Consider the following 20154-nt stretch of genomic DNA (forward strand, 5'->3'; position numbering starts at 1 on the left):
ATAGATTGCAATAGCGGTTTGTTGGGAGACACACTATTGCATATTAAGGGCAGGCATCCGGGAGCTGTTTGGAAGAAGACCGATTTCCAGATCCACACACCTCGTGACTTCAACTGGCAGGGGTCGGGTCCCCTCCCAGGAGGTGCAGACGATTTCGAGGCTGCTCGTGACCTATGGGCGGACGGATTCGTCGATCAGTGCCTTCAGAAGGGCATCGAGGCGATTGCGGTCACAGACCATCATGACATCGCGCTCTATCCTTACGTTGCGCGCGCGATCGAGCGGTCAGTCGCAGCTAAAGGCAAGCTTTGGCTGTTTCCAGGCGTGGAGGTAACATGCCAGGACGCAGTCCAATGCCTGATCCTTTTCGACGAAGGCACAGGTCATGATGTAACGATGCGCATCTTCGGCCTGATGCCCAAGGTCGCTGCGCCAGATCACAATCTGGGCCGTGCGCCGCAAGCGGATGTGTGCGGGAAGGATATCGCCGACTTTATCGGCTCCGCGATGGACGACATCGCATTCAAGGGCAGGAGCCTCATCCTGCCGCACGCGAGCAAAGGTGGACACAAGAACATCCTTAAGAAAGGATTCCATCCCCGTTTCGCGGAACTGGAAGTGGACGGCGTCTACAACGAGCAGCACTACTCGGCACTGGATAAAGGCACGCTCGGCAAGATTTACGGCGAGACGCCCGACTGGGGCGACCGCCGCCGTGGTATCCTGACGACTGGCGACAATCGTTCTGCCTCGTATGAGGCACTGGGATCGAATCCTTGCTGGGTCCGTCTCGGCGAACCCACCGCCGAGTCAATCAGGCAGGCCGTCCTAGCAGACCAAGCGCGTATAACCTATGATCTCCCCACCATCCCAAGCCAACGGGTCCTCGAACTTCGCGTGTGTTCTACGTTGACCGGCTCTCGCATGGAGGTGACATTCAACGACGGGTTTAATGCATTCATCGGAGGTCGCGGTTCGGGCAAATCCGCGCTGCTTGAGTACCTCCGGTTCGGTCTCGGGCGGAGTACGCTCGAAACAGACGACGGGGACAGTTCGGAGCGCGAGCGCAATCTTGTCCGGTCGACGCTTGTCGGCGGACACGTAGAGGTCGATCTTGAGCGTGACGGGGTCCGGGAGACCTGGCGTCGCACTCTCGATCGCATGTCCGTAATTTCCATCCGGACCGAGACTGGCGAGGAGACTGATCTCCCCATCGCCGTCGCTCAGGAACGCTTCCGTGCGCGGGCCTTCTCGCAGCAGCAGCTTTCGACGCTCGTTCGTAAGGCGGAGACCGCCGACGAACAGATCACAGGTATCGCCGCGGCAGAAGCAGTCGATCAACGGCGAGAAACGGAGCAACGGATCGAAGAGGGGGAGCGCGAGGTCCGCCTTGCATTCCAGAGCCTTGTTCAGGCGTGGGCCTCCCAGGCCGCCCATGATCGGGACCTTGCACGGGTCGCCGATCTCCGCAGCCGACTCGAAGCTACGCGAACGCGGCTGGAAGCAGGCGGGTTGAGCGAGGAACAGCGCGCCATACTTGACCGACACCAGGTATATTCCAGAACCGAAAGTCTCTTCTCAAGCACTCTTGATGCCATCGGAGGCCGTCAGTCGGCCCTCGACCGTTTCCAGCCGCTGGATCTGGTTCACTGGGATCAGACGATCGATATTCCTCCGGTGAGGGCGGCCAGGTCGGCACTGGTGGAAGCCCGCGGGAGGGTTCAGAGCCTTGTGGATGCGCTAAAGCTCGAACTCACCGCCATCTACGAGGACATGGAGCGGCATCGAGTAGCCTTCGCCGAAGCTCATATTGAATTCGCGGCTAGGTATGAAGAGGCGAATGCAGCCCAGCAGCATCTGTCTTCGATCCTGGCCGATCACCGCCGCCTTTCTGGAGAAATGGAGAAGGCGGAAGCGGCGGCACGGGCACGTGAAGCCGAGAGCGGAAAGGTGGGAGAGGCAGAGCAAACGTTGAAGAGACGGAGAAAGGAACTCTCCGACGACGTCACCAACCTCCGGCGGATACTGAATCTCTCATCCGAGCAGGTGGAGAGGATGTCGAACGGCACCTTAAGGGCACGGGTGGAGGAGGAGAACGTTCCCCGTCGCCGCCTTTCCGCGTTGATGGAACTCTGCGAGAAGTGCTCGTTCAGAGAGCTCGAACAGCGGTGCGCGACCCGGGTCTCGGAGGCGAGTGCAGGCGGTGGCAACGGCTGGGAGCTGTTGCTCCAAACCCTTCTGGAAATTCGACACAGCTTGGTTCAGGCTGGCGATGGATCTGAAATCGATCCCGACCTGATCGGCAAGATGCGTCTCGCTCTGGGATGGGACACGACAGACAAGCAAGCAACGGCTGTTCTCGGAAGGCTTGACGATGCCCGGATGGGGGAACTGCTCTCCGCATGGTCGTCCCCGTTCGTCAGGTTCGAGTACAAGGATCGGGGCAGCTACATGCCGTTCGAAAGAGCCTCGCCCGGCCAGCAGGCATCCGCTCTTCTCGCGCTTCTTCTCGAACAGGAGGCCGGAACACTGATCATCGACCAGCCCGAGGACGATCTCGACAACAAGATCATCATGAAGATAGCGAGGCTTCTGCAGACTACCAAGCGGAAAAGGCAGCTAATCTTCGCTACACACAACCCGAACTTCGTGGTCAATGGAGACGCTGACAAGGTGATCGCGCTGACTCCGAGTGTTGAGCCAGATAGTCCGATGGATTCCCAGGCGGCAAGGATCGAGATCGAAGCCGACGGAGCGATTGAAACCCCGAGCGTCAGGACGACCATCACCGATACGATGGAGGGCGGTCGCGACGCTTTCGAACTGAGAGGGCGCAAATATGCGTTCTGAAGACGGAGAGGGCGAACGACCGTACGGACCGGATATCGGCGTTGAAGGCGTCGGGCCGGTCCCATACATCGTGATGGAGTTCTTCGCGCTATTTTCGCGCCTCGAGTTCGCGCTTCTGATGTCTGGCTACTCCGGAGGCGACGTCGGCAAAAACGCCTGGGTCGCGTGGGATCGTTTTGCGAGCGACCTCCACAAGTCCTTTTTCGCAGACGTGAGCGCCGATAAGGGGGTGGCCATTCTTTTCCATGAGCCGGCCCGGACATTGGTCATAACCGCGGTCGGGGAATGCGTGTTCGTGGACGGCAAGATTCCCGGCGGACCCGTCGAGGTCCTTCTTCAGGTGAGGACGATACGTAACAATCTTTTCCACGGCTCGAAGGTCTACTTCAGAGACCGAGACAGACATCTTGTCCTGGCGGGAATACGGGTATTGCGCCACCTGTTAAACGCATTGGACAAGACCGAGGAAGCGCGGAGGGTCCGCGTCGCTTGGGCTTACGCCGATGTTGGATTTCAGTAGTCTTTACCCGATCGGCGTTGGTTTGCGATCTTCGCCCGTCGGCAAGGAAACGTCGTACGCATTGATCTGTTTTGGCTCAGACAAGCATCACATCCCGCATGCGCCTGGGAACACGTGGCGCTGATCGCACTCACGCGACGATCCGAGGAAAAGTAGAGCAACTTTCAGTTGCATACGGCAGCCCGACTCGGATCATATCTAAAATCTGGCTCCGGTTAGGAAACTCTTGGCATGGCGATCAAGACACCACATCTCCTCTGGAACGAAGAGGACCACTATCATGCGAAGACGATCGTCGATGATCTGAAAAGCGCCCGCGAATTCATCTGCGTGGTGGCTTTCGCGAAAAGCTCTGGCATTGGACACCTCAAAAGCGCTCTGAAGGCGCGTCTGTCGAAGGGAATGAAAGCCACCTTTATAATCGGTACCCACTTCTATCAGTCTGATCCGGAGCTTCTCGACGAGCTGATGGCGCTGCGCCCCCGCGAGAACGTAAAGGTCTATATGGGAGATTTCGAGAACTCTGGCCTGTCGACTTTCCACCCCAAACTCTATCTGTTCGCTAGCGGACGACGCACGAGCCTGATCGTCGGTTCCGCGAACCTAACGGGAGGAGGTCTTGCGGACAACTATGAACTCTCCGTGCGTCTTTCGGGCGAGCACGCAGACCTTGCCAATGAAGTACGCGACTGGATCGAGCTGATCCTCGATCGAGGGGAGGTCGTCCTTGCGACCAAGGCGCTCGTCGATCGATATCGGAGAGCATTCGACATCAACAAGGTTCAGATGCGCCTTGCTCGCGAGAAGACGAGGAAGGCGATCGAAAGTCCGAAGGGCGGCATATGGACTCTGCGCAACGCCCTGGTCGATCTCCGGGCCGATTCTGGCCCCGCAGGATTCGATGCTCTTGTGGCGAAGCGGCTGAGCGACCGGACAAAGGGGCTCAATCTTCTGAAAATCCTCGCCGCTGCCGAGGGAGCGAGCCGAAGCGAGTTCGAATCCTTGTACGGTCGCTTGATCAAGACAATGCACTCGGGGGGGCTTCCCCGCTACAAGTCCCGCATCGCCAACGCCCATACGGAGTTTCAGCTCGCGGCCCGCTCGCTACTCAATCGGACCGGTAGCACTAGGGATATGTTCGATGAGTTCTGTGCAGAACTCGAGCACGTGCACGGGACTGGCATCAACGTGATTTCCGAGATGCTGCACCTGCTTGACAACCGAAGGTACGCGGTCATGAACCAGAACTCGGTGTCAGGCATTACGCTTTGCGGCTACGACGGCTATCCGAAGAATCCGCTGCGCACGGACGTCGATGGAGAGCTTTATGCGCGCTTCTGCGATGATGCCAACGAGGTGCGGGATGATATGGGCCTTGCCAATCTCAGCGAGCTGGATGCCGTCTTCAACTTTGTCTATTGGCAGAAAGCGCGTCCAGGAAGGGAGCGCCCGATGAAGCTATTGAAGGCTACCTTCCTCAATCCCACATCGGCATCGATGTAGTACATCGATTCTTCATGAGATCGGAGCGATCGGCAAGATAGCAATAAGGGAATTTGACGATGTCAGCTTGGTCGAGGCGTTGCCGCGGTCCGGAAATCTGGGAGCCTGCGAGGGCGGGAACACATGTCTCCACGACGTGAAGCAGCCTGGATCCAGATCTCCTCCTCCTGTCGCTCGTGAAGATTGTCCGCGGTAGATATTCCCGAAAGGCATTTATCCAGTCCCCGCAGCGCATTCTTCTTACCAGGCAACCCCCATACGAAGCTCCGGTTGAGAGGCGAAAATATTCCCCGAAGCATGCCTGATCCGCCAATCTGCAAGCCATGACGATACAGGTCCACGGACGCTCTCTTGGCATTTTAAGGTGCGGATCATTACCCACCCTTACCGTGTTGCCCGCCGTGCGGCGACGAGCGCTGCGAGCATGCCCAGGCCCAGCGCCATCAGGATAAAGAGAACTACGGCATTCCAGCCATCCGCTCCCCAAAAATAACCGCCTGCCGACCCGACCACGCTGGAGCCGATGTAGTAGGCGAGGAGATAAAGCGACGAGGCATGGGCCTTGTTGCCGCTCGCGAGGCGACCGACCAGTGCGCTTGCGACGGAGTGCGCAATGAAGAACCCCGTTGTCAAAAGCACGATGCCGAGGACGATCAGTGGAAGCGAGGCGGACACAGTCATTGCCGCACCGGTCGCCGCAACTGCGATGCCGGCCGGAAGAACAACGAAGTGCCCGACCCGATCTCCTAGAACGCCGGCGATCCAGGAAGCGGCGACACCGAAGAGATAGACTGTGAAGATCAGGCCAAGCTCAGTCTGATTGAGACTATAGGGCGCCAGAACGAGGCGAAAGCCGATGTAGTTGTAGACGGTGACAAAACTGCCCATGACCAGAAAGCCTGTTGCATAAAGCAGCATCAAGGTGGGATTGCTGATGTGCACACCCCAAGCCTTCAGATGGAAGCGGGCATCGCCCCTGCGCGGCACGAAGTAGCGCGATGGGGGCAGCAGGAGGAAAAAGCCGATGGCGGCAGCGAGGCCCAAAAGCCCTATCGAAGCGAGTGCCGGCCGCCAGGAGAAAAACTCGGCAAGCGTGCCGGTGACAACACGCCCGGCCATGCCGCCAAAGGCGTTGCCGGCGATATAGAGGCCCATGGAGACGCCGACACCACGCGGTTCAATCTCTTCTGACAGGTAGGCCATACCAACTGCGGGCACGCCACCTAGAAGCAGGCCCGCGAGCGCGCGGATAACGAGCAGCGCGTCCCAGTCGGGAACCAGCGCACAGGCGATCGTGCAGATCGCCGCACCCACCAGCGAGGCGAACATTAACTCCCGGCGTCCGAAGCTCTCTGAGACGGCTGCAGCACAGAAGATCGAAAGCGCCAGGAAGCCGGTCGATAGCGACAGCGACAGCGAGCTGGCCGCGGCGCTGACCCCAAACTCCTCGGTGAAGACTGGCATTAGCGGCTGCACGCAGTAGAGCAGCGAGAAACTCGCGAAACCAGACAGGAACAGCGCAAGGCTGGCACGCCTGTAGGGCGCGGTACCGCGCACCAGGAACTGCTTCTCCGGGAGCTCGGTCGCTGTGCAAAGGTTTTGAAGACGGACAGGGGAGCGGATTTCCGAAACGTCCGACTGCTTTTTCGCGAGGCGTGACATGGGTACCAACCTTTCACGCCCTCTGATCTAGCCAAGCCTCCTTCATTTGTCCAATATATGGCGTTGGCGTTCTTGATATGTTTTGGAGATGTCACATGGAACTTCGGCACATTCGCTATTTCCTCGCCGTGGCGGAGGAGGAAAACTTCACGCGCGCAGCGGCAAAGCTGGGCATCGGACAGCCGCCGCTCAGCCAGCAGATCCGTGACCTTGAACAAGAGATCGGAGCGATGCTTTTTCACCGCGTGCCGCACGGTGCCGAGTTGTCGGAGGCAGGCGCTGCGTTCCTGCCCGAAGCCCGCGCTGCGTTGGCTTCGGCGGAAAAAGCGAAGCTTGCGGCGCAGCGTGCAACCCGTGGTGAAACCGGACGACTAGCACTCGGCTTCACCGCTTCCTCTGCGTTCAATACCGTGGTGAGCGGCACAATCCGTCGCTTTCGTGGCCAGTGGCCCGAGGTCCGTCTGTCGCTCACAGAAATGAACAGCAACTGGCTGTTGGAAAAGCTAGTCCGCGAAGAGATCGACGTCGCCTTCATCCGTCCAGGCGTGGAAGATCCCAAGGAGGTCCGGCTGAAGCGCTTGGCGGACGAACCTATGGTAATCGCACTCCCGGCGCACCACCCGCTTGCCAAGCACACCAAGGTACCGCTCTCTGCACTCGCCGGGGAGCCTTTCATCCTTTTTCCGCGCACGGTGGGCCTCAGCCTCTATGACGACATCGTGCGGGGCTGCAGGGACGCCGGCTTCGAGCTTGTCGTGATGCAGGAGGCGCCGCAAATTCCATCGGTCATTAATCTGGTCGCTGCCGATCTCGGTGTGTCGATCGTGCCTGCTTCGATCGCACATCTCGCGCTGGACGGCGTCGCCTATCGGCCGATCGAGGGAGCGCCGCTAGTCGCGCGGCTGGGACTCGCCATGCTCAAAGCACAGCGATCACGCGTTGCCGCCAACCTCATGAGCCTAATCTGAACTCGTCCGATCTACCTCATAAATTTCCAAGTCGAGCGGTGACGGGGTGGATGCGAGCAGATCGCGACTCTCCTCGACGTCGCTTGTTGCCACGCTTTGCTTCCGTTGGATGGTTCCTACCGAGCAGGCGCTCCGTTGCCAAAGGTCTGACTCGTGCAGGGTAACCCGTGTCACGGATGCCGTGTCAGTTGGAACACAGCGTGTACCGCCGCCGCCGGCTTCGTCCCCGCGGGCCTTTGAACTTCCCATGACCGGAGGCGTCGGCCACATGCTAGACTGCGCCGATTGACTGTTCCCTGCGCCCGGATGAGACCGCGCCAGCCGGTTCGGGTGCCGGATCCATAGATGACGGCCAGCTGTTTTTCCGTGACCTCGTTATCGGGTGGTCGACATCGCGAAGAGGCAGCACGGCCTGGGCGAGTGCGAACTCGCGGTTCCTGGCAGTGTTCGGACGTCTGATGCTTCAAGCAATGGAGCTTCAAAGGGTCACGGATTGGATTCCATAAACTCGAGCAACTCGTCCCACTCGGCGACCAGGTCGGGAAATTCATGGCGCAGGTATGCGTGGACCTCCCGATCCATGTCCTCGAGCTCGATAGCACGATTTCTTGTGTTGCCAAATGGCGTGTTGACGTACTCGACGCGATCCGGACCAACCTCCAACGCGCCGTCGACAATAGCACCCCGCTGCTTCAGCGACCATTTGAAAGCTATGCATGCGGCGAGCCACATCCGATCCGCGCAAACGGAAACGGCTTCCCGATTGGCGTCGCGAAGTTTGAAACGGGAATCCCATAAGACAACGTATAAGTCTACGGCCCGCCGATCGCGCGCTCCGTCGTAATTCCTGACCCAGTCCCGAAGCTGCTCAAAAACCATTGCCGGCCCCCAGTCGAGAGCTGGATCGCATCAGAACGCTTGAGAAATCGTTAGGATCTGCCAGAGAAACGTTCCGCCAAGGAGCCGAGCCGCCGGATCTGTTCGGAAAGCAGCTTGCCGTCGGTTAGTTCTTCAGAGGCATAGCCGGGAGGGTGGCTCAGGATGCGACGAATTTGGAGCTCCTGAAGACCCAGGCTTGCTTGTACGAGATATTGAAGGATTTGCTTCCTGCAGTCCTCGTCCGAGAATGAGAGAACCGTTTGCTCGTCGAAGGGATCGACGTCGAGCACACGCTGTAAGTGGCGGGTCAGCGAACGAATGCCTTCGAAGTCGGTGGATAGAGGTCGAACGGAGGCCTGGCGATCCAGCCATTCGTGTGTGATGTCTCCCAGACACTTCGCGTTCTCCGAAAACAAATCTTTAAATCGTGCCATCGCCTCCACCATCGGTCGCATACGAGGTAGAGCGATACTTCAGCCGGCCGCAAGCGGCGAGCCAATGACGACGAATTGGCGGGGTGTGATTCACGTCCATGGAAGTACCGATCAATACTTCAAGCTTTGGGGGCCGACGACTTAGACACGGGAAGGGCAGTGCGCCCCGTCCGTCGCCGCAAAAACCATGCGATGGAAAACAACATGCTGCATGCCGTTGCTCCAGCCCAAGTCCATATTCTTACACCTTAGATTTCCGCCAGCCTGCAGCCCATGCCTCGAATTCCGAGCAAAACCACCGCTCCCCATGCTCCGGACGAATACGGGTCTGCGAATAATACTTTTGCCCAGGAACGTGAAAGATCCGCTCACCGGTGTCGATGCTAATGTTCCCTTTGATATCGCAGGTTAACGAAGCACCGGTGAAAGACCCTACGAAGTCGCTTGTCGTCAAGCCGCCAGCAGCGCCAACGGCAACCGCTCCGATCAACAACCCTGGAAAAGATAAAATGGAACGCTTCTGCCGTACATAACGGTCGTTGCGATAACGCATATCCCCTCCAGCGATCTCCCCGATGATTGTAGTGGGGAGTCAGGAGGAGCGGAAGTTGCGCTATTAGGCTAGGGCAGTAACCTATAAAGGGTGTCATCCGGAGCACCGGAGTCCAAAAAATTGTCTTACTCCGGCTCCCCTTTTCGGCATCCTCGTCGCTAACTTGCCCGACGAACAACGACCGCCAGAACGCGTCCGAAGACGGCGGTCACTTTCCGAACCGCGCCGCCGCTTGCCTCGCCTGCTGAACGGCTCGGCCGTCCACAACGGGACGGCCGGCGCATGCGTGCCTTGCAGGCTTCCCGCGGCTCAGAGACGTTCTCGCCAAAGATCCTCGAGATTTCCAGATTCCAGATGCGATTGCGACGGAGGCCCACTCCATCGCGTTACGTGCTAGATAAGGGCTGGCGACCAAGGTTCCGGAACGAGCCGGAAACCCTGGCTGGTTGCTTCGACCCGGGCAAAGCCCGGGAAGTTCAGATGCATGCCGCCGACGAGCAACGATTCGGATGCGACCATTTGCAAGGTCTTCACGCGCGTTGCACTCGCCGCCTGGGGATCAACATCGAAAGCAATCGTTACTTCCGGTTTCGCGACCTGAATACCAGGATAATGAACGATGTCGCCCCAAACCAGCATGCGATCGGCGCCGGACTCGATCAAGTAGCCGGTGTGCCCGGGTGTATGGCCTTGCAGATCGATTGCTTGAATCCCGGCCGCGACAGTGCCCCTCCGGAAGAGGCGGGTCTTGCCCTTGTATGCTTCAAACACATTTCGCGCAGCGCGGAAGAACGTTTGGACGTAATCCGGTACCGAGGCCATGATCGAATCATCATTCCAGAAGGAGAATTCGGCTTCGTTCAACGCAAGTTCTGCATTGGAAAACACCGGCACGCCAGGTCCTCGTGCCAGTCCCCCGATGTGATCGGGGTGCGCGTGCGTCAACAGGATCAGATCAACGTCGGCAGGTTCGACGCCGACAGCGGCAAGCGCCTGCTGCAGCTGGCCGCCCCACCCGGCGATCCCGCCAGCGCCGCCGTCGATGAGAATGGTCTGTTCGGCGGACTGGACGAGGTAGGCGATGTCATCCATGCGCGGGGTAACCGGCCGGCCTGCGGAAGTCATCAGCGTCTCTATCTCGGTTGCACTGACGTTTGAAAGCAGATCGAACGACAGATCAAGATAGCCGTCCGAAAGCGCGGTGACGACGAGGTCTCCAATCTTCCTTCGATTGACACCCGGCGCCTGCTGGCGCGGTCTTTGAGCCATGTCTCTATCCTCTTTTATCGCTTGGTTTTATCAGCCGCGACGTCTGACGGCGGCTGGATGAATTCTTCAAGAATTGCGGCAGAATGTTCTGGAAGTGCGGGTACCGAACGAGACGCGCTCTCCCAGAGCCCGGTGAGTGGCAGAAGTGCAGTCATCGCCCCCACGGCGTCTCGTCGGTCCCCGACGACGCGTTAGTGGATATGCAGTCCGCCGTTGACATCCAGGGTCACGCCGGTCACGTAACTTCCCCAGTCGGAGACAAGGAAGGCACAAACGCCGGCGACGTCGACCGGCTGCCCCACCCGCAGCAGCGGGATCGTTGCGGCAATCTCCGACTTCCTGTCGTCCGTAAGCTTGCCCTCGAATATGTCCGTCTCGATCAGGCCTGGCGCGATGGCATTCACCCGAATGTTCTTCGGTCCAAGTTCGCGCGCCATAGCCTTGGCCAGGGCCTGCACGGCGCCCTTCGAGGCGCTGTAGTGGGTGCCGCCGAAAATACCGCCTCCTCTTTGGGCGGCGATCGACCCGACGAGAACGATGGCGCCTTCACCACGGGAGATCATCAACGGAACGGCTGCCTGGCAGACATTCATCGTGCCTTTGACATTGCAGGCCATGACCTGGTCGTATTCGTCCGAACTGACGTCCAGAAAGCGCGTGGATCGACTGATTCCCGCGAAGGTGAGGAGGCCGTACGGTGCCCCGAGATCCGCGTCGATCCGTTTCATCGTCGCCGCACATGCTTCAGGATCGGTGACGTTGCAACCGTAACCCCGATGGCGATCGCCCAGTTCTAGCGCCGCGGCCGACGATCGCTCTTCGTCGAGGTCGATAATGGCGATGGTCGCGCCGAGCGAGGCCAGCATCTTTGCCGTTGCTCGACCGATACCTCTTGGCGACGCCGCGCCCGTGATGACGATTGTTTTATCAGCAAGCATGGTAACCTCCCAAAGCTGATGGTGCGAAAATGGAAACACCGAATTCACGCTGATCGGCGGCCCCTCAGGGCCAAGACCGCAGCGATGATCACAGTTCCGAATGCAATGCTTCTGGTTGCGTTGGGCAGGTTCGAGCCCGCCAGCAGGATTTGCAGTGAAATCAGGAACAGCACGCTGAGCACTATGCTGAGGAAATGCCCACGTCCGCCGGTGACTGCCGCCCCTCCGACCACGACCGCTGCGATCGACGGAAGCAGATAACCGTCACCCATTCCGAGCGTAGCCTGACCGTCGAAACCAGCCAGGAAGATGCCGCAGAGCGCCGAACAGAACCCGCTGATCATGTAGGCAGCGACCAGGGTGGCATCGACATTAATGCCGGAAAGGTAGGCGGCGCGACGGTTGCTTCCGACTGCGAAAAGCCTGCGGCCGAATGTGGTGCGCGTCAGGACAAAGACGGCCACGAGCACAAACAGCGCGAGGAACCAGACCACTGGCTTTACGCCAAGCAAGTTCTTGCTCATAAACCAACGGACGATCGGTGGGGCAAATCCCGAAGGCGTGCCGTTGGAATAGACGAGAGCGGCCGTCTGCAGAATGCCGTTCATGCACAAAGTAACCACTATCGCCGGGAGACCGAACAGCGCGATCAAGAAGCCGTTAAAGGCGCCTATCGTGAGGCCCATGAGCAGTACGAGTGGAATCGCCGCCACGGCAACGGCATTGCTGCCGGCGGTAACCGAAGTCAGCACGATGGCGCAGAATGTGATCGCCCATGGCATGGAAAGATCGAGGCCGCCGGAGATGATGACCACGCCCTGTCCGAATGCGAGCACCACCAGAAAGCTCGAGAGCACGAGAACCGAGAGAAGGTAGTGCGTGCCCACTCTGCTTGGACCGAAATAGGCCAGGGTCACGATGAACACGATCGCCAGACCGACAAGAGCCGGCATCGACATCCGGAAAAAGCCGGCGTGCCTCCGGAAGAAGCCCTGATCCACCTGGCTGTCGTCCGCAGTCTCGCCGCTACGTGCGAGCACGACTTTGCGCGCGGCCGACTCGCTCCGACCCTTGGCAAGTCGGTCTATTGCGCCGGAGAGAGCGCGCATGCTGTCCGACAGCCCGTGCATCCCACGAAGCTGGGTGAATGCCGCAAGGAGCAGAACCAGAGACTCAACGAGGGTGCCGTAGTAGGAAGACACGCCCATCACCAGCAGCAGGTTGGCAACGATACGGAGCACGTAGGCGCCCGCCAGGGCACCGATGCCGTCGCCTCGTCCACCAGAGAGAGACGTACCGCCCACGAGCACTGCAGCAAACACTGTCAGCAACATGGGATTCCCGACGAGCGGGTCGCCAGACCCGGTCTGAGCGGTGATGAACGCACCTGCGGCGCCATAGAAGGTTCCGCCGACGACGAAGGCGAAGAAGCGTGTCCACTCCACTGCTACGCCGGAGTATCGCGCTCCTTCTTCGTCGCTGCCAATCGCATAGAGCGCGGTACCCCACCTCGTGTGCTTCAGGTATAGCCACACAGCAACCGCAACGGTCATGACCACAATGGGCATGGGAAGAATGCCGGGGATAGCGCTGCCGGCCAATGCCTGCTTGAACCCGTCAGGCACGCTGCCGGCGGGTATTTCGGAGACGAGCAGCGTCACGCCTTGGACGATGAACATCGAGGACAAGGTGACTATGATCGACGGAATGCGGAAGAATGCGACGAAAAGACCGTTGAAGGCGCCGACGGCAGCTCCCAGGACGAGTCCCAGCAAACCGATGCCTACTTGTGATGAAAACGTGTCCTGCATTTGCGTCGCCAGCACAATGTTCACCAGCGATATCGTCGCTCCGACACTGAGGTCGAGCCCGCCACCGATCACGATAATCGCCAGCCCCATGGCTGCGAGCGCGAGGGCGCACCCGCCCGCAGAAATGTAGTTTAGATCGAAGTAGCTGAATCCGGTGGGACTGAAGATGATCTGCAATCCCAGGAGCGCCACCAGCAGTATGACAGGGGCTGCGACCTCGGATCTGACGGGCAGCCGCAGGCGTCGTGACTTGTCTTTGCGAAAGTCAGATGAACCAGCTGGCTGCCGCGCCAATTCAGAATGAGAGTGAACAGTCATCAATGTGCCCTCGCCGGTAACGGGGCGGAGGCACCCCCCAGCGCGATTTCCATAATTGCTTCTTCGGTAATGTCGCCGCGATCGCCGTCGAGTTCAGCGGCAATTCTGCCTTTGTACATGACAAGTACTCTATGGGAGAGGTGCACTAACTCTTCGATCTCGGTCGAATAGAAGAGGATCGCTCCTCCAGCAGTCGCATATTCCTGCATCAGCATGTAGATCTCGTGCTTGGTCCCGACGTCCACACCTCTCGTCGGATCCAGCATCAGGAGGATCGGGTTCTCCGTGACGAGCCATTTTGCAATGGCGACCTTCTGCTGGTTTCCGCCGCTGAACGCGGCCATCGGCGAATGGATCGCGCGGTCGGTCACCTGAACACGTTTGAAAAGCTTCCTTACTGCCTGAAGCTCTCCCTGACGGTCGATCACGCCCAGTCTTGAAAACCGCGACAGCACGGGAAGCGTGGTGTTGGTCCTGCCGTCCATCTGGAGGAAGAGGCCGTCAGTCTTGCGCTCTTCCGGGACGAGGCTGATCCCGGCATGTGCCGCCAACGCGTCTCTCGGCGAAAACAATCTAAGTTGCCGCCCGTGGGCCAGAAGTGTCCCCGATGTGATACGAGAGGCGCCGAAAAGCCCTTCGAGGAGCTCCTGCTGCCCCATCCCCTGGAGTGCGGCGATACCGACGATTTCGCCCTTCAGAAGCTTGAAGGACACTTCGGCGACGCCGCCTGCCGTAGATAAATGACGGGCTTCCAGTGCGGGGATCCCGTCTGCATCGCCCCGCTTGCGAGGAACTCTCACCGGGAATGCCTGCGCAAACGACCTTCCGATTATCGATTCAATAATCGTCTTGTCGGTCGCATCCCCAACGTTGCCGCCGAGCACAGCCTTGCCGTTCCTCAGCACCGTCATCGTGTCGCAGAACCGGCGGACCTCCGCCAGGCGGTGCGAAATGAACAGAGTCGTGGTGCCCTCGGCCTTCAGTTTCATGACGACTTCGTAAAGCCAGTCGATGTCGGGGCCGGAGAGGCTCGCGGTCGGCTCGTCCAATAAAAGAATGCTGGGCTTGCGGTACGCTGCTCGCGCAATTTCGATCTTCTGTCGCGTGGCGAGATCGAGAGAGCCGACCGTGGCGAGTGGGTCGACATTGGCGATCCCGAGATCGGCCAGACCCTTTCGAACAGATTCTTCGTTGCTGCGCGCCCTTAACGTTCCCCATGAGTAACGCGGCTGGTCAGGCAGAAGAAAATTCTGAACAACCGTAAGGTCCGGGCAAAGCGTCAGTTCCTGAAACGCGGTGCGGATTCCATTGAGATGCGCCATCTTTGGCGCTTTGAGAGCGATCGTGTTGCCGAATACGGTGATGGTCCCGTTGTTCGGCTGGACCAGACCGCTGAGCAGCTTGACAAGAGTCGACTTCCCAGCCCCGTTTTCGCCAAGGAGGGCGTGGACCCTGCCCTTGGCCACCTCGAATGAGACAGAGTCCAACGCCACTGTGGCGCCGTATCTCTTCTGGAGCCCCTCTACTTTGAGGGCGATGTCATGGTTGGCAAGCATCATTGCAATCTCATGCACGGGGTTCTACCCCGGCCCAGCTGCCGAACACGGGCGTGAACCCGTGCCCGGCTCCCTGGGGAGGAAAACTGTTCAGTACTCAGGCGTGGCGTTCAGCGCCGCGTTGACGCCGATCTGCGGCAGCTCGGGAGAAAAGAGCGCAGAAAACCACGCGGGATTGTCGATCAACGACGGCTGAAACACGTTGCAGCCGGTTTCCGACATTTCCTTCCACGATCCCTCTTTGCAGAGCTTGATCTGGTCATGGTCGGCGTCGCTCATGAAGTACGGCAGCGGCTGCACGTCCATGTGAGGCGGCTCCGCTCCGCCCTCGAGGAATTCGACGGCACGTTTCAACTGCAGCGCTCCGTAGAACAACGGCGCGGCATAGGTGAACCCGGGGTACCCCATGGGCCGATACGTGTCCGTCGCTCCGGTAACCTCATCATCGGACTTCAACATCTGGATGCGGTCGCCGTTCGAAGCTTCGCCGGCGCACGGGATCTTGGCCTCGTCCTCGATACCCGCCTCGTCTTGCAGCGATCCAGCGGCGTAACAGCCGGTTTGCATCCAAAGCGCGTTGATCTCCTCCCACGGGACGGTGGCGGTCAGCTTCGAGAGCTCGGATCGGGCCGTCGCCTGGCTCCACATGCCCACGACCTTCGCGATTACCTTTATGTCGGGATATTTGGCGAAGACCTTCTCCGCACCCTCGTTGCGTTTGCTGTCGACCGAGGTACCGGGTACGCCGGTCACCATGACGACGTTGCCCTTGTAGTTGATCTGCTTCGCCACCCATTCGGCCGGAACGGCGCCCGCGTCATTTTCATTGATGACGAGATTGTATGCGCAGGGTTCCGTCACCTCGCCGATGTAGGTGAAGACCTTCACCCCCTTCTCGCAGGCGTTCTTGATCGTTTCGTTCAACGCAGTCGGCGAGATGGGGAACATGACGATCGCATCGGCGCCGGACTGGACCATTGCATTGATCTGCTGGATCTGTTTCTGGGCGTCGGTTCCTGCAACCTGAACTTCGAAGCTCACCTTGTCCTTGTAGTCCTTGCTCTTCGCCAGAGCCTGAACGATGTTTCCGGATTCCGTCTGCCAGTCGTTCCCGACATAGCTCATGCTGAGATAGATCTTCCATTTGCCATCAGGCGTCTTTGCAGACGCTTGATACGGTAAGGCCACAGACGCACACAGCAGTGCTGCCGTCATTCCAAGCCATTTCTTCATGCTTCTCCTCCCCCTTTTCTGGAAGCAACAGATTCACACCCGAGATTTGTCTCCGTCCTGCAGGCAGATCTCGATCACCCTGAGCCCTTCGCCGACGATCCTTGATGGAAACTCCTGCGCCAGCTCAGCCTCGTGAACGGCGATGACCCGCTTGGCGTCGTAGTCCACGCGCTTCATCATCTCTTCGATCGCGAGTACGCATTTGGTGTTGCTGCCGGTTGCAAGACCGACCGGCGTGTACATCCACTCGGTTCCCACGAGCGCTCCCGGTCCGCGCAGATTGAACTTGCTGTAGGCGAGATCGCCCGCGAACACCCAGCAATCCTCGGACTCCCGAGCGCCGTCGTTACGTACGACGACGTACATGTGACCTGGGGAGTGCGTGTCCGCTGTCAGTCTTAGGTCGATTCCTGGAAACACATCCTCGTAGTCGCCTGTCAGCATGGTGATCTTGCCGCGACGAGCCAGATCGACGCACCTCAGGATGTCCGCGGGGTCGGTCCCGGTCGATGGAAACTGCAAGCGCGGTGGCAGCGACATAGCCCATACCTGCTTTGCAATCTCTTCCTCCTGGACGTACAGATGTGCGTTCGGAAAGTCTTCAAGGTTGCCCATGTGGTCGAAATGGGCGTGTGTCAGAAAGACGGTGTCGACATCTTCCGGGGTAAGTCCGATCAGGCCCAGGACCTCGCGTGGAGTGTGCCAGTCGGTTGGACCGAACCGGTCGACAAAGGCTCGCGAATGCTCATAGTAGTTGTAGCCGACATCGATCATGGCCACGTGGCCGTGGCCCTTGATCACGACATAGCAGTAGGGCAATCTGATTGAGCCTTGATTGTGCGCGCCATAGACGATCGCGCTCTTGGGCGCCTCTCTTGTCTGGCCATATTCCAGAACCCAAATCGAATAATCGCTCATCTCTCCCCCTGGGGTCTTTCAAAAACTCGGTCGGGCGTGTAGTCCCACGCCGGCGCAGCACGTGCAGTAAGAGACCATCGGCATGCCCGCTTGATCATCGGCGGCCGCGGCAAGAAGCCTGTGGGCGCGCTGGAGCAGCGCAAGCGCGTCGAACGCCGTTTCCTGTGCACGACCCCGTGCCGCGAGGCCGTTGCAAATCCAGTCGCATGCACGCTTGAGGAGCCCGGCCGCCTGCAGGCAGTTGGCCCTGACAGGTGAAAGCTGGTCCGGCAGGATCGCCGAGATCATGTGCTCGGCTACCTCGTCGAGGGTTTCAATGAACTCACGAGTTGTCACCTCTATCCCAATGGAGGTGTTGGCCGTGGCACTCCGATAGAGGAGAAGCATGCCGCCGAGCTGGGCCAGGATTCGCCGGAGATGATGGTAGTCTTCCGACAGCTGCAGGCGGCCAGGCAAGACCTCGCATTGATACTCGCCTCCCGGCGTCTGGCTATAAGATAGACTTCGATGCTTCCGCATGGCTCCCCCCAGAGACGGCCAAAAGCTAGCGGCTATCGACAGTCCAGACAATTTCATTAATAGCTTCAATCATTCTGATTTTCGGAACAATCCCTGTGCGCCAGCAACGCGTCGGGCACGATGCGCCATGAAGCCGCGGGCGGCCCTTGTATCGGAGCACTAAGTGGCGAAGCTCTCGTCGATACCGCTCATGGCGACATCTTCTCGCCGAGCTGTCCGGCCGTGGATCTCCAAGGCCGAACGCTGCCGTCGGACTTATTCAACCAATGTGCCTGCGGCAGATACAGCAGCGACTGATCTCGGTACGACGCTTTCGCCGAACATCACCTCTTTGCGGGGGATTTTCTGGTCGGCTGTTAGTTCGGTCGACATCTAGATTTGGCGGAAAATAGCGTTTCCGCCGCTGTATCATTCGCTAATAACTTTGCTGATCATCGCCAGCGGCTGCAGGTCGGTGAAGTTCGGAAGGTCGCCGAAAATCTCGTTTGCATGGGGATTGAATGCTTCCTCGAACGACTCAAGCGAGTCGAAGTACATATGGGCGCTCACGATATACGGCGGAGGCGTCCCGGGCGCGCCGCCGACGAGACCCCCGTCGATCGCGATCCGTTTCAGCGCAGTTCCGAGCCGCGCCTTCACGAGCGGCAGATGCCGTTCGAGATAGTAGCCGAAATCGAACCGCGCATTCTCTTCATACGGATACATTAGCGAAGTCTTGATCATGTCGGTCTCCTTCAATGCAAACCCGGTGCGGTGTCCAAATCGGACTAGCTGTCGGTGAGCCGAGCTACAAATAAGGGCGGGTGATATGTGTTATCAGGAATTCACATGGAGGCTTTGGGAGCCAAGCTCGGGTAGCCCGCCTCGCTGCTCCAAAGTTCGCTCCAGCCTTGTTTTCGGGACAAGTCCGCGGGGCGCGCACCGCCAACTTCGCAGGCGCCGGCCGCATGATTGTCAGGCGCAAGTCGTGGCAGAGGCGTTGCCCCTCTCTGTGCACGCCCTTGCAATAGAGAGTCGCTTCAAATAGAGGCGGGAAACTCATCTGGGATTATCTGACGACGCCGCGAACTGTTTGAAGGATGGAGCGTGTAACCGTGACGAGCCGATTCAAAAAAGTAGAGCTCCACTGCCATCTTGAGGGTGCTGCTCCCGTAGAACTCACTCTCCGGCAGGCGCAGAAGTATGGCATGGACATCAGGCCGTATGTTCAGAACGGGCACTATCTCTGGACGGATTTCAGCAGCTTCATCGAAGCCTTTGACAAGGTTTCCAATGTTTATAGGTCCGAGGAAGATTATCAGCTCCTGACGGCGACGTATCTGAGACATCTCGCGGATGTTGGAACGATCTACAGCGAAATTATCGTTTCGCCCGACCACGGAGACCGCATCGGCCTCGGGGCAGATGCTTACATCAATGGCGTTTGCGAAGGAATCCGCGAAGCCAAACTGGCCACGGGAATCGAGGCACGTCTGATCGTTACCGGGGAACGTCATTTTGGACCTGAAAGTGTTGTCAAGGCTGCGGAATATGCCGCAAAGGCTGGCAATCCCCTCATTACCGGTTTCAATCTCGCCGGAGATGAAAGGATGGGACATGTGAAGGACTACGCACGGGCGTTCGACATAGCTCGAGAAGCCGGCCTTGGGCTCACGATCCACGCCGGAGAAGTCTGTGGCGCTGCGAGTGTCGCGGATGCGCTCGACCATGTTCAACCGTCCCGTATTGGCCATGGTGTGCGCGCAATCGAGGATCCGAACGTTATTCGTCGGCTTGTGGATCAGGGCACGGTTCTGGAGGTCTGCCCGGGATCTAACATCGCGCTGAAAGTGTTTCCCGATCTCGCCTCCCATCCGCTCCGTAACCTGAGGGAGTCAGGTGTGCGTGTGACCATCAATTCCGATGATCCACCATTCTTCCAGACCTCGCTCGACCAAGAGTATAGGTGGGCCTCGGAATTCTTCGGATTCAGTGACGCTGAGATCAATGAGCTAACGCGCACCGCCATCGAAGCAGCATTCGTCGACGACGTGACGCGGAGAAAGCTTCTCTCAGTCATCGCATAGTCCACTTCAGGTCACCAAAGGCTCCGATTGGGCGGGAAGCGCAAGGCGGCGGTACCCCAGCTGTTGGACAACCGCATGCGTCGGCAGCATGCATTCTTGGGCTGAAGGCGACATGATTGATGCCGACCTCCCATGGCGGTTCTCACAAAAGCGACTA

The 20154-nt window shown here is 59.0% G+C and carries 17 protein-coding genes; 5 read left to right on the forward strand and 12 right to left on the reverse strand.

The window, feature by feature from the left end; genetic code table 11:
- Nucleotides 1-36 precede the first annotated feature (36 nt).
- The 3 genes from AC1Z3V_RS11010 to AC1Z3V_RS11020 all read left to right on the forward strand — a co-directional run bounded on the left by AC1Z3V_RS11010 (nucleotide 37) and on the right by AC1Z3V_RS11020 (nucleotide 4873).
- The gene (locus AC1Z3V_RS11010; RefSeq protein WP_483498838.1) at nucleotides 37-2850 is read left to right on the forward strand and encodes a TrlF family AAA-like ATPase; all 2814 of its coding nucleotides are present in this window, start codon (nucleotides 37-39) and stop codon (nucleotides 2848-2850) included.
- Entirely contained in the window at nucleotides 2840-3370 is a 531-nt protein-coding gene (locus AC1Z3V_RS11015) for a hypothetical protein (protein ID WP_483498840.1), read from the forward strand. The genes AC1Z3V_RS11010 and AC1Z3V_RS11015 overlap by 11 nt, the downstream gene beginning before the upstream one ends.
- Nucleotides 3371-3601: 231 nt before the next feature.
- Nucleotides 3602-4873, forward strand: a complete 1272-nt coding sequence (locus AC1Z3V_RS11020) for a phospholipase D-like domain-containing protein (protein WP_483498842.1) — start codon at nucleotides 3602-3604, stop codon at nucleotides 4871-4873.
- Between the two features lie 384 nt (nucleotides 4874-5257).
- Here the strand turns inward: AC1Z3V_RS11020 and AC1Z3V_RS11025 are convergent, their stop codons facing one another.
- Nucleotides 5258-6535, reverse strand: coding sequence for an MFS transporter (locus tag AC1Z3V_RS11025; RefSeq protein WP_483498844.1), 1278 nt, complete (start codon nucleotides 6533-6535; stop codon nucleotides 5258-5260).
- A gap of 95 nt (nucleotides 6536-6630) precedes the next feature.
- Here AC1Z3V_RS11025 and AC1Z3V_RS11030 point away from each other — a divergent pair, with 95 nt between their 5' ends.
- Complete coding sequence (locus AC1Z3V_RS11030) at nucleotides 6631-7503, forward strand: LysR family transcriptional regulator (RefSeq protein WP_483498846.1); 873 nt, start codon at nucleotides 6631-6633, stop codon at nucleotides 7501-7503.
- 486 nt (nucleotides 7504-7989) lie between these two features.
- Here AC1Z3V_RS11030 and AC1Z3V_RS11035 read toward each other — a convergent pair whose 3' ends face one another.
- From AC1Z3V_RS11035 to AC1Z3V_RS11085, 11 genes are all read right to left on the reverse strand, one after another.
- Nucleotides 7990-8382 carry a hypothetical protein gene (locus AC1Z3V_RS11035; protein ID WP_483498848.1) on the reverse strand — a complete coding sequence of 131 codons (393 nt, stop codon included), beginning with the start codon at nucleotides 8380-8382 and terminating at the stop codon, nucleotides 7990-7992.
- Between the two features lie 50 nt (nucleotides 8383-8432).
- Nucleotides 8433-8816 (reverse strand): hypothetical protein, encoded by a 384-nt coding sequence (locus AC1Z3V_RS11040; RefSeq protein ID WP_483498850.1) that lies wholly within the window; start codon nucleotides 8814-8816, stop codon nucleotides 8433-8435.
- Between the two features lie 241 nt (nucleotides 8817-9057).
- Complete coding sequence (locus AC1Z3V_RS11045) at nucleotides 9058-9369, reverse strand: sunset domain-containing protein (protein ID WP_483498852.1); 312 nt, start codon at nucleotides 9367-9369, stop codon at nucleotides 9058-9060.
- A gap of 393 nt (nucleotides 9370-9762) precedes the next feature.
- Complete coding sequence (locus AC1Z3V_RS11050) at nucleotides 9763-10638, reverse strand: MBL fold metallo-hydrolase (RefSeq protein ID WP_483498854.1); 876 nt, start codon at nucleotides 10636-10638, stop codon at nucleotides 9763-9765.
- 191 nt (nucleotides 10639-10829) lie between these two features.
- The gene (locus AC1Z3V_RS11055) at nucleotides 10830-11576 is read right to left on the reverse strand and encodes an SDR family NAD(P)-dependent oxidoreductase (RefSeq protein WP_483498856.1); all 747 of its coding nucleotides are present in this window, start codon (nucleotides 11574-11576) and stop codon (nucleotides 10830-10832) included.
- A gap of 44 nt (nucleotides 11577-11620) precedes the next feature.
- On the reverse strand, nucleotides 11621-13705 hold the full coding sequence (locus AC1Z3V_RS11060) for an ABC transporter permease (protein ID WP_483499640.1): 2085 nt from the start codon (nucleotides 13703-13705) through the stop codon (nucleotides 11621-11623).
- Nucleotides 13705-15264 (reverse strand): sugar ABC transporter ATP-binding protein, encoded by a 1560-nt coding sequence (locus AC1Z3V_RS11065; protein ID WP_483498858.1) that lies wholly within the window; start codon nucleotides 15262-15264, stop codon nucleotides 13705-13707. Before AC1Z3V_RS11065 ends, AC1Z3V_RS11060 begins: the two co-directional genes overlap by 1 nt.
- An 87-nt stretch (nucleotides 15265-15351) precedes the next feature.
- Nucleotides 15352-16494: a sugar ABC transporter substrate-binding protein gene (locus tag AC1Z3V_RS11070; RefSeq protein ID WP_483498860.1), complete on the reverse strand. Its 1143-nt coding sequence runs from the start codon at nucleotides 16492-16494 to the stop codon at nucleotides 15352-15354.
- 33 nt (nucleotides 16495-16527) lie between these two features.
- Complete coding sequence (locus AC1Z3V_RS11075) at nucleotides 16528-17412, reverse strand: N-acyl homoserine lactonase family protein (protein WP_483498862.1); 885 nt, start codon at nucleotides 17410-17412, stop codon at nucleotides 16528-16530.
- Between the two features lie 18 nt (nucleotides 17413-17430).
- Complete coding sequence (locus AC1Z3V_RS11080; RefSeq protein WP_483498864.1) at nucleotides 17431-17931, reverse strand: hypothetical protein; 501 nt, start codon at nucleotides 17929-17931, stop codon at nucleotides 17431-17433.
- A gap of 408 nt (nucleotides 17932-18339) precedes the next feature.
- Complete coding sequence (locus AC1Z3V_RS11085; protein ID WP_483498866.1) at nucleotides 18340-18654, reverse strand: EthD family reductase; 315 nt, start codon at nucleotides 18652-18654, stop codon at nucleotides 18340-18342.
- Between the two features lie 371 nt (nucleotides 18655-19025).
- On the opposite strand from AC1Z3V_RS11085, the gene AC1Z3V_RS11090 reads away from it, so the two are divergent.
- On the forward strand, nucleotides 19026-19997 hold the full coding sequence (locus tag AC1Z3V_RS11090; RefSeq protein ID WP_483498867.1) for an adenosine deaminase: 972 nt from the start codon (nucleotides 19026-19028) through the stop codon (nucleotides 19995-19997).
- Nucleotides 19998-20154 lie beyond the last annotated feature (157 nt).

Source organism: Ensifer sp. 38_S197 (assembly GCF_056924495.1).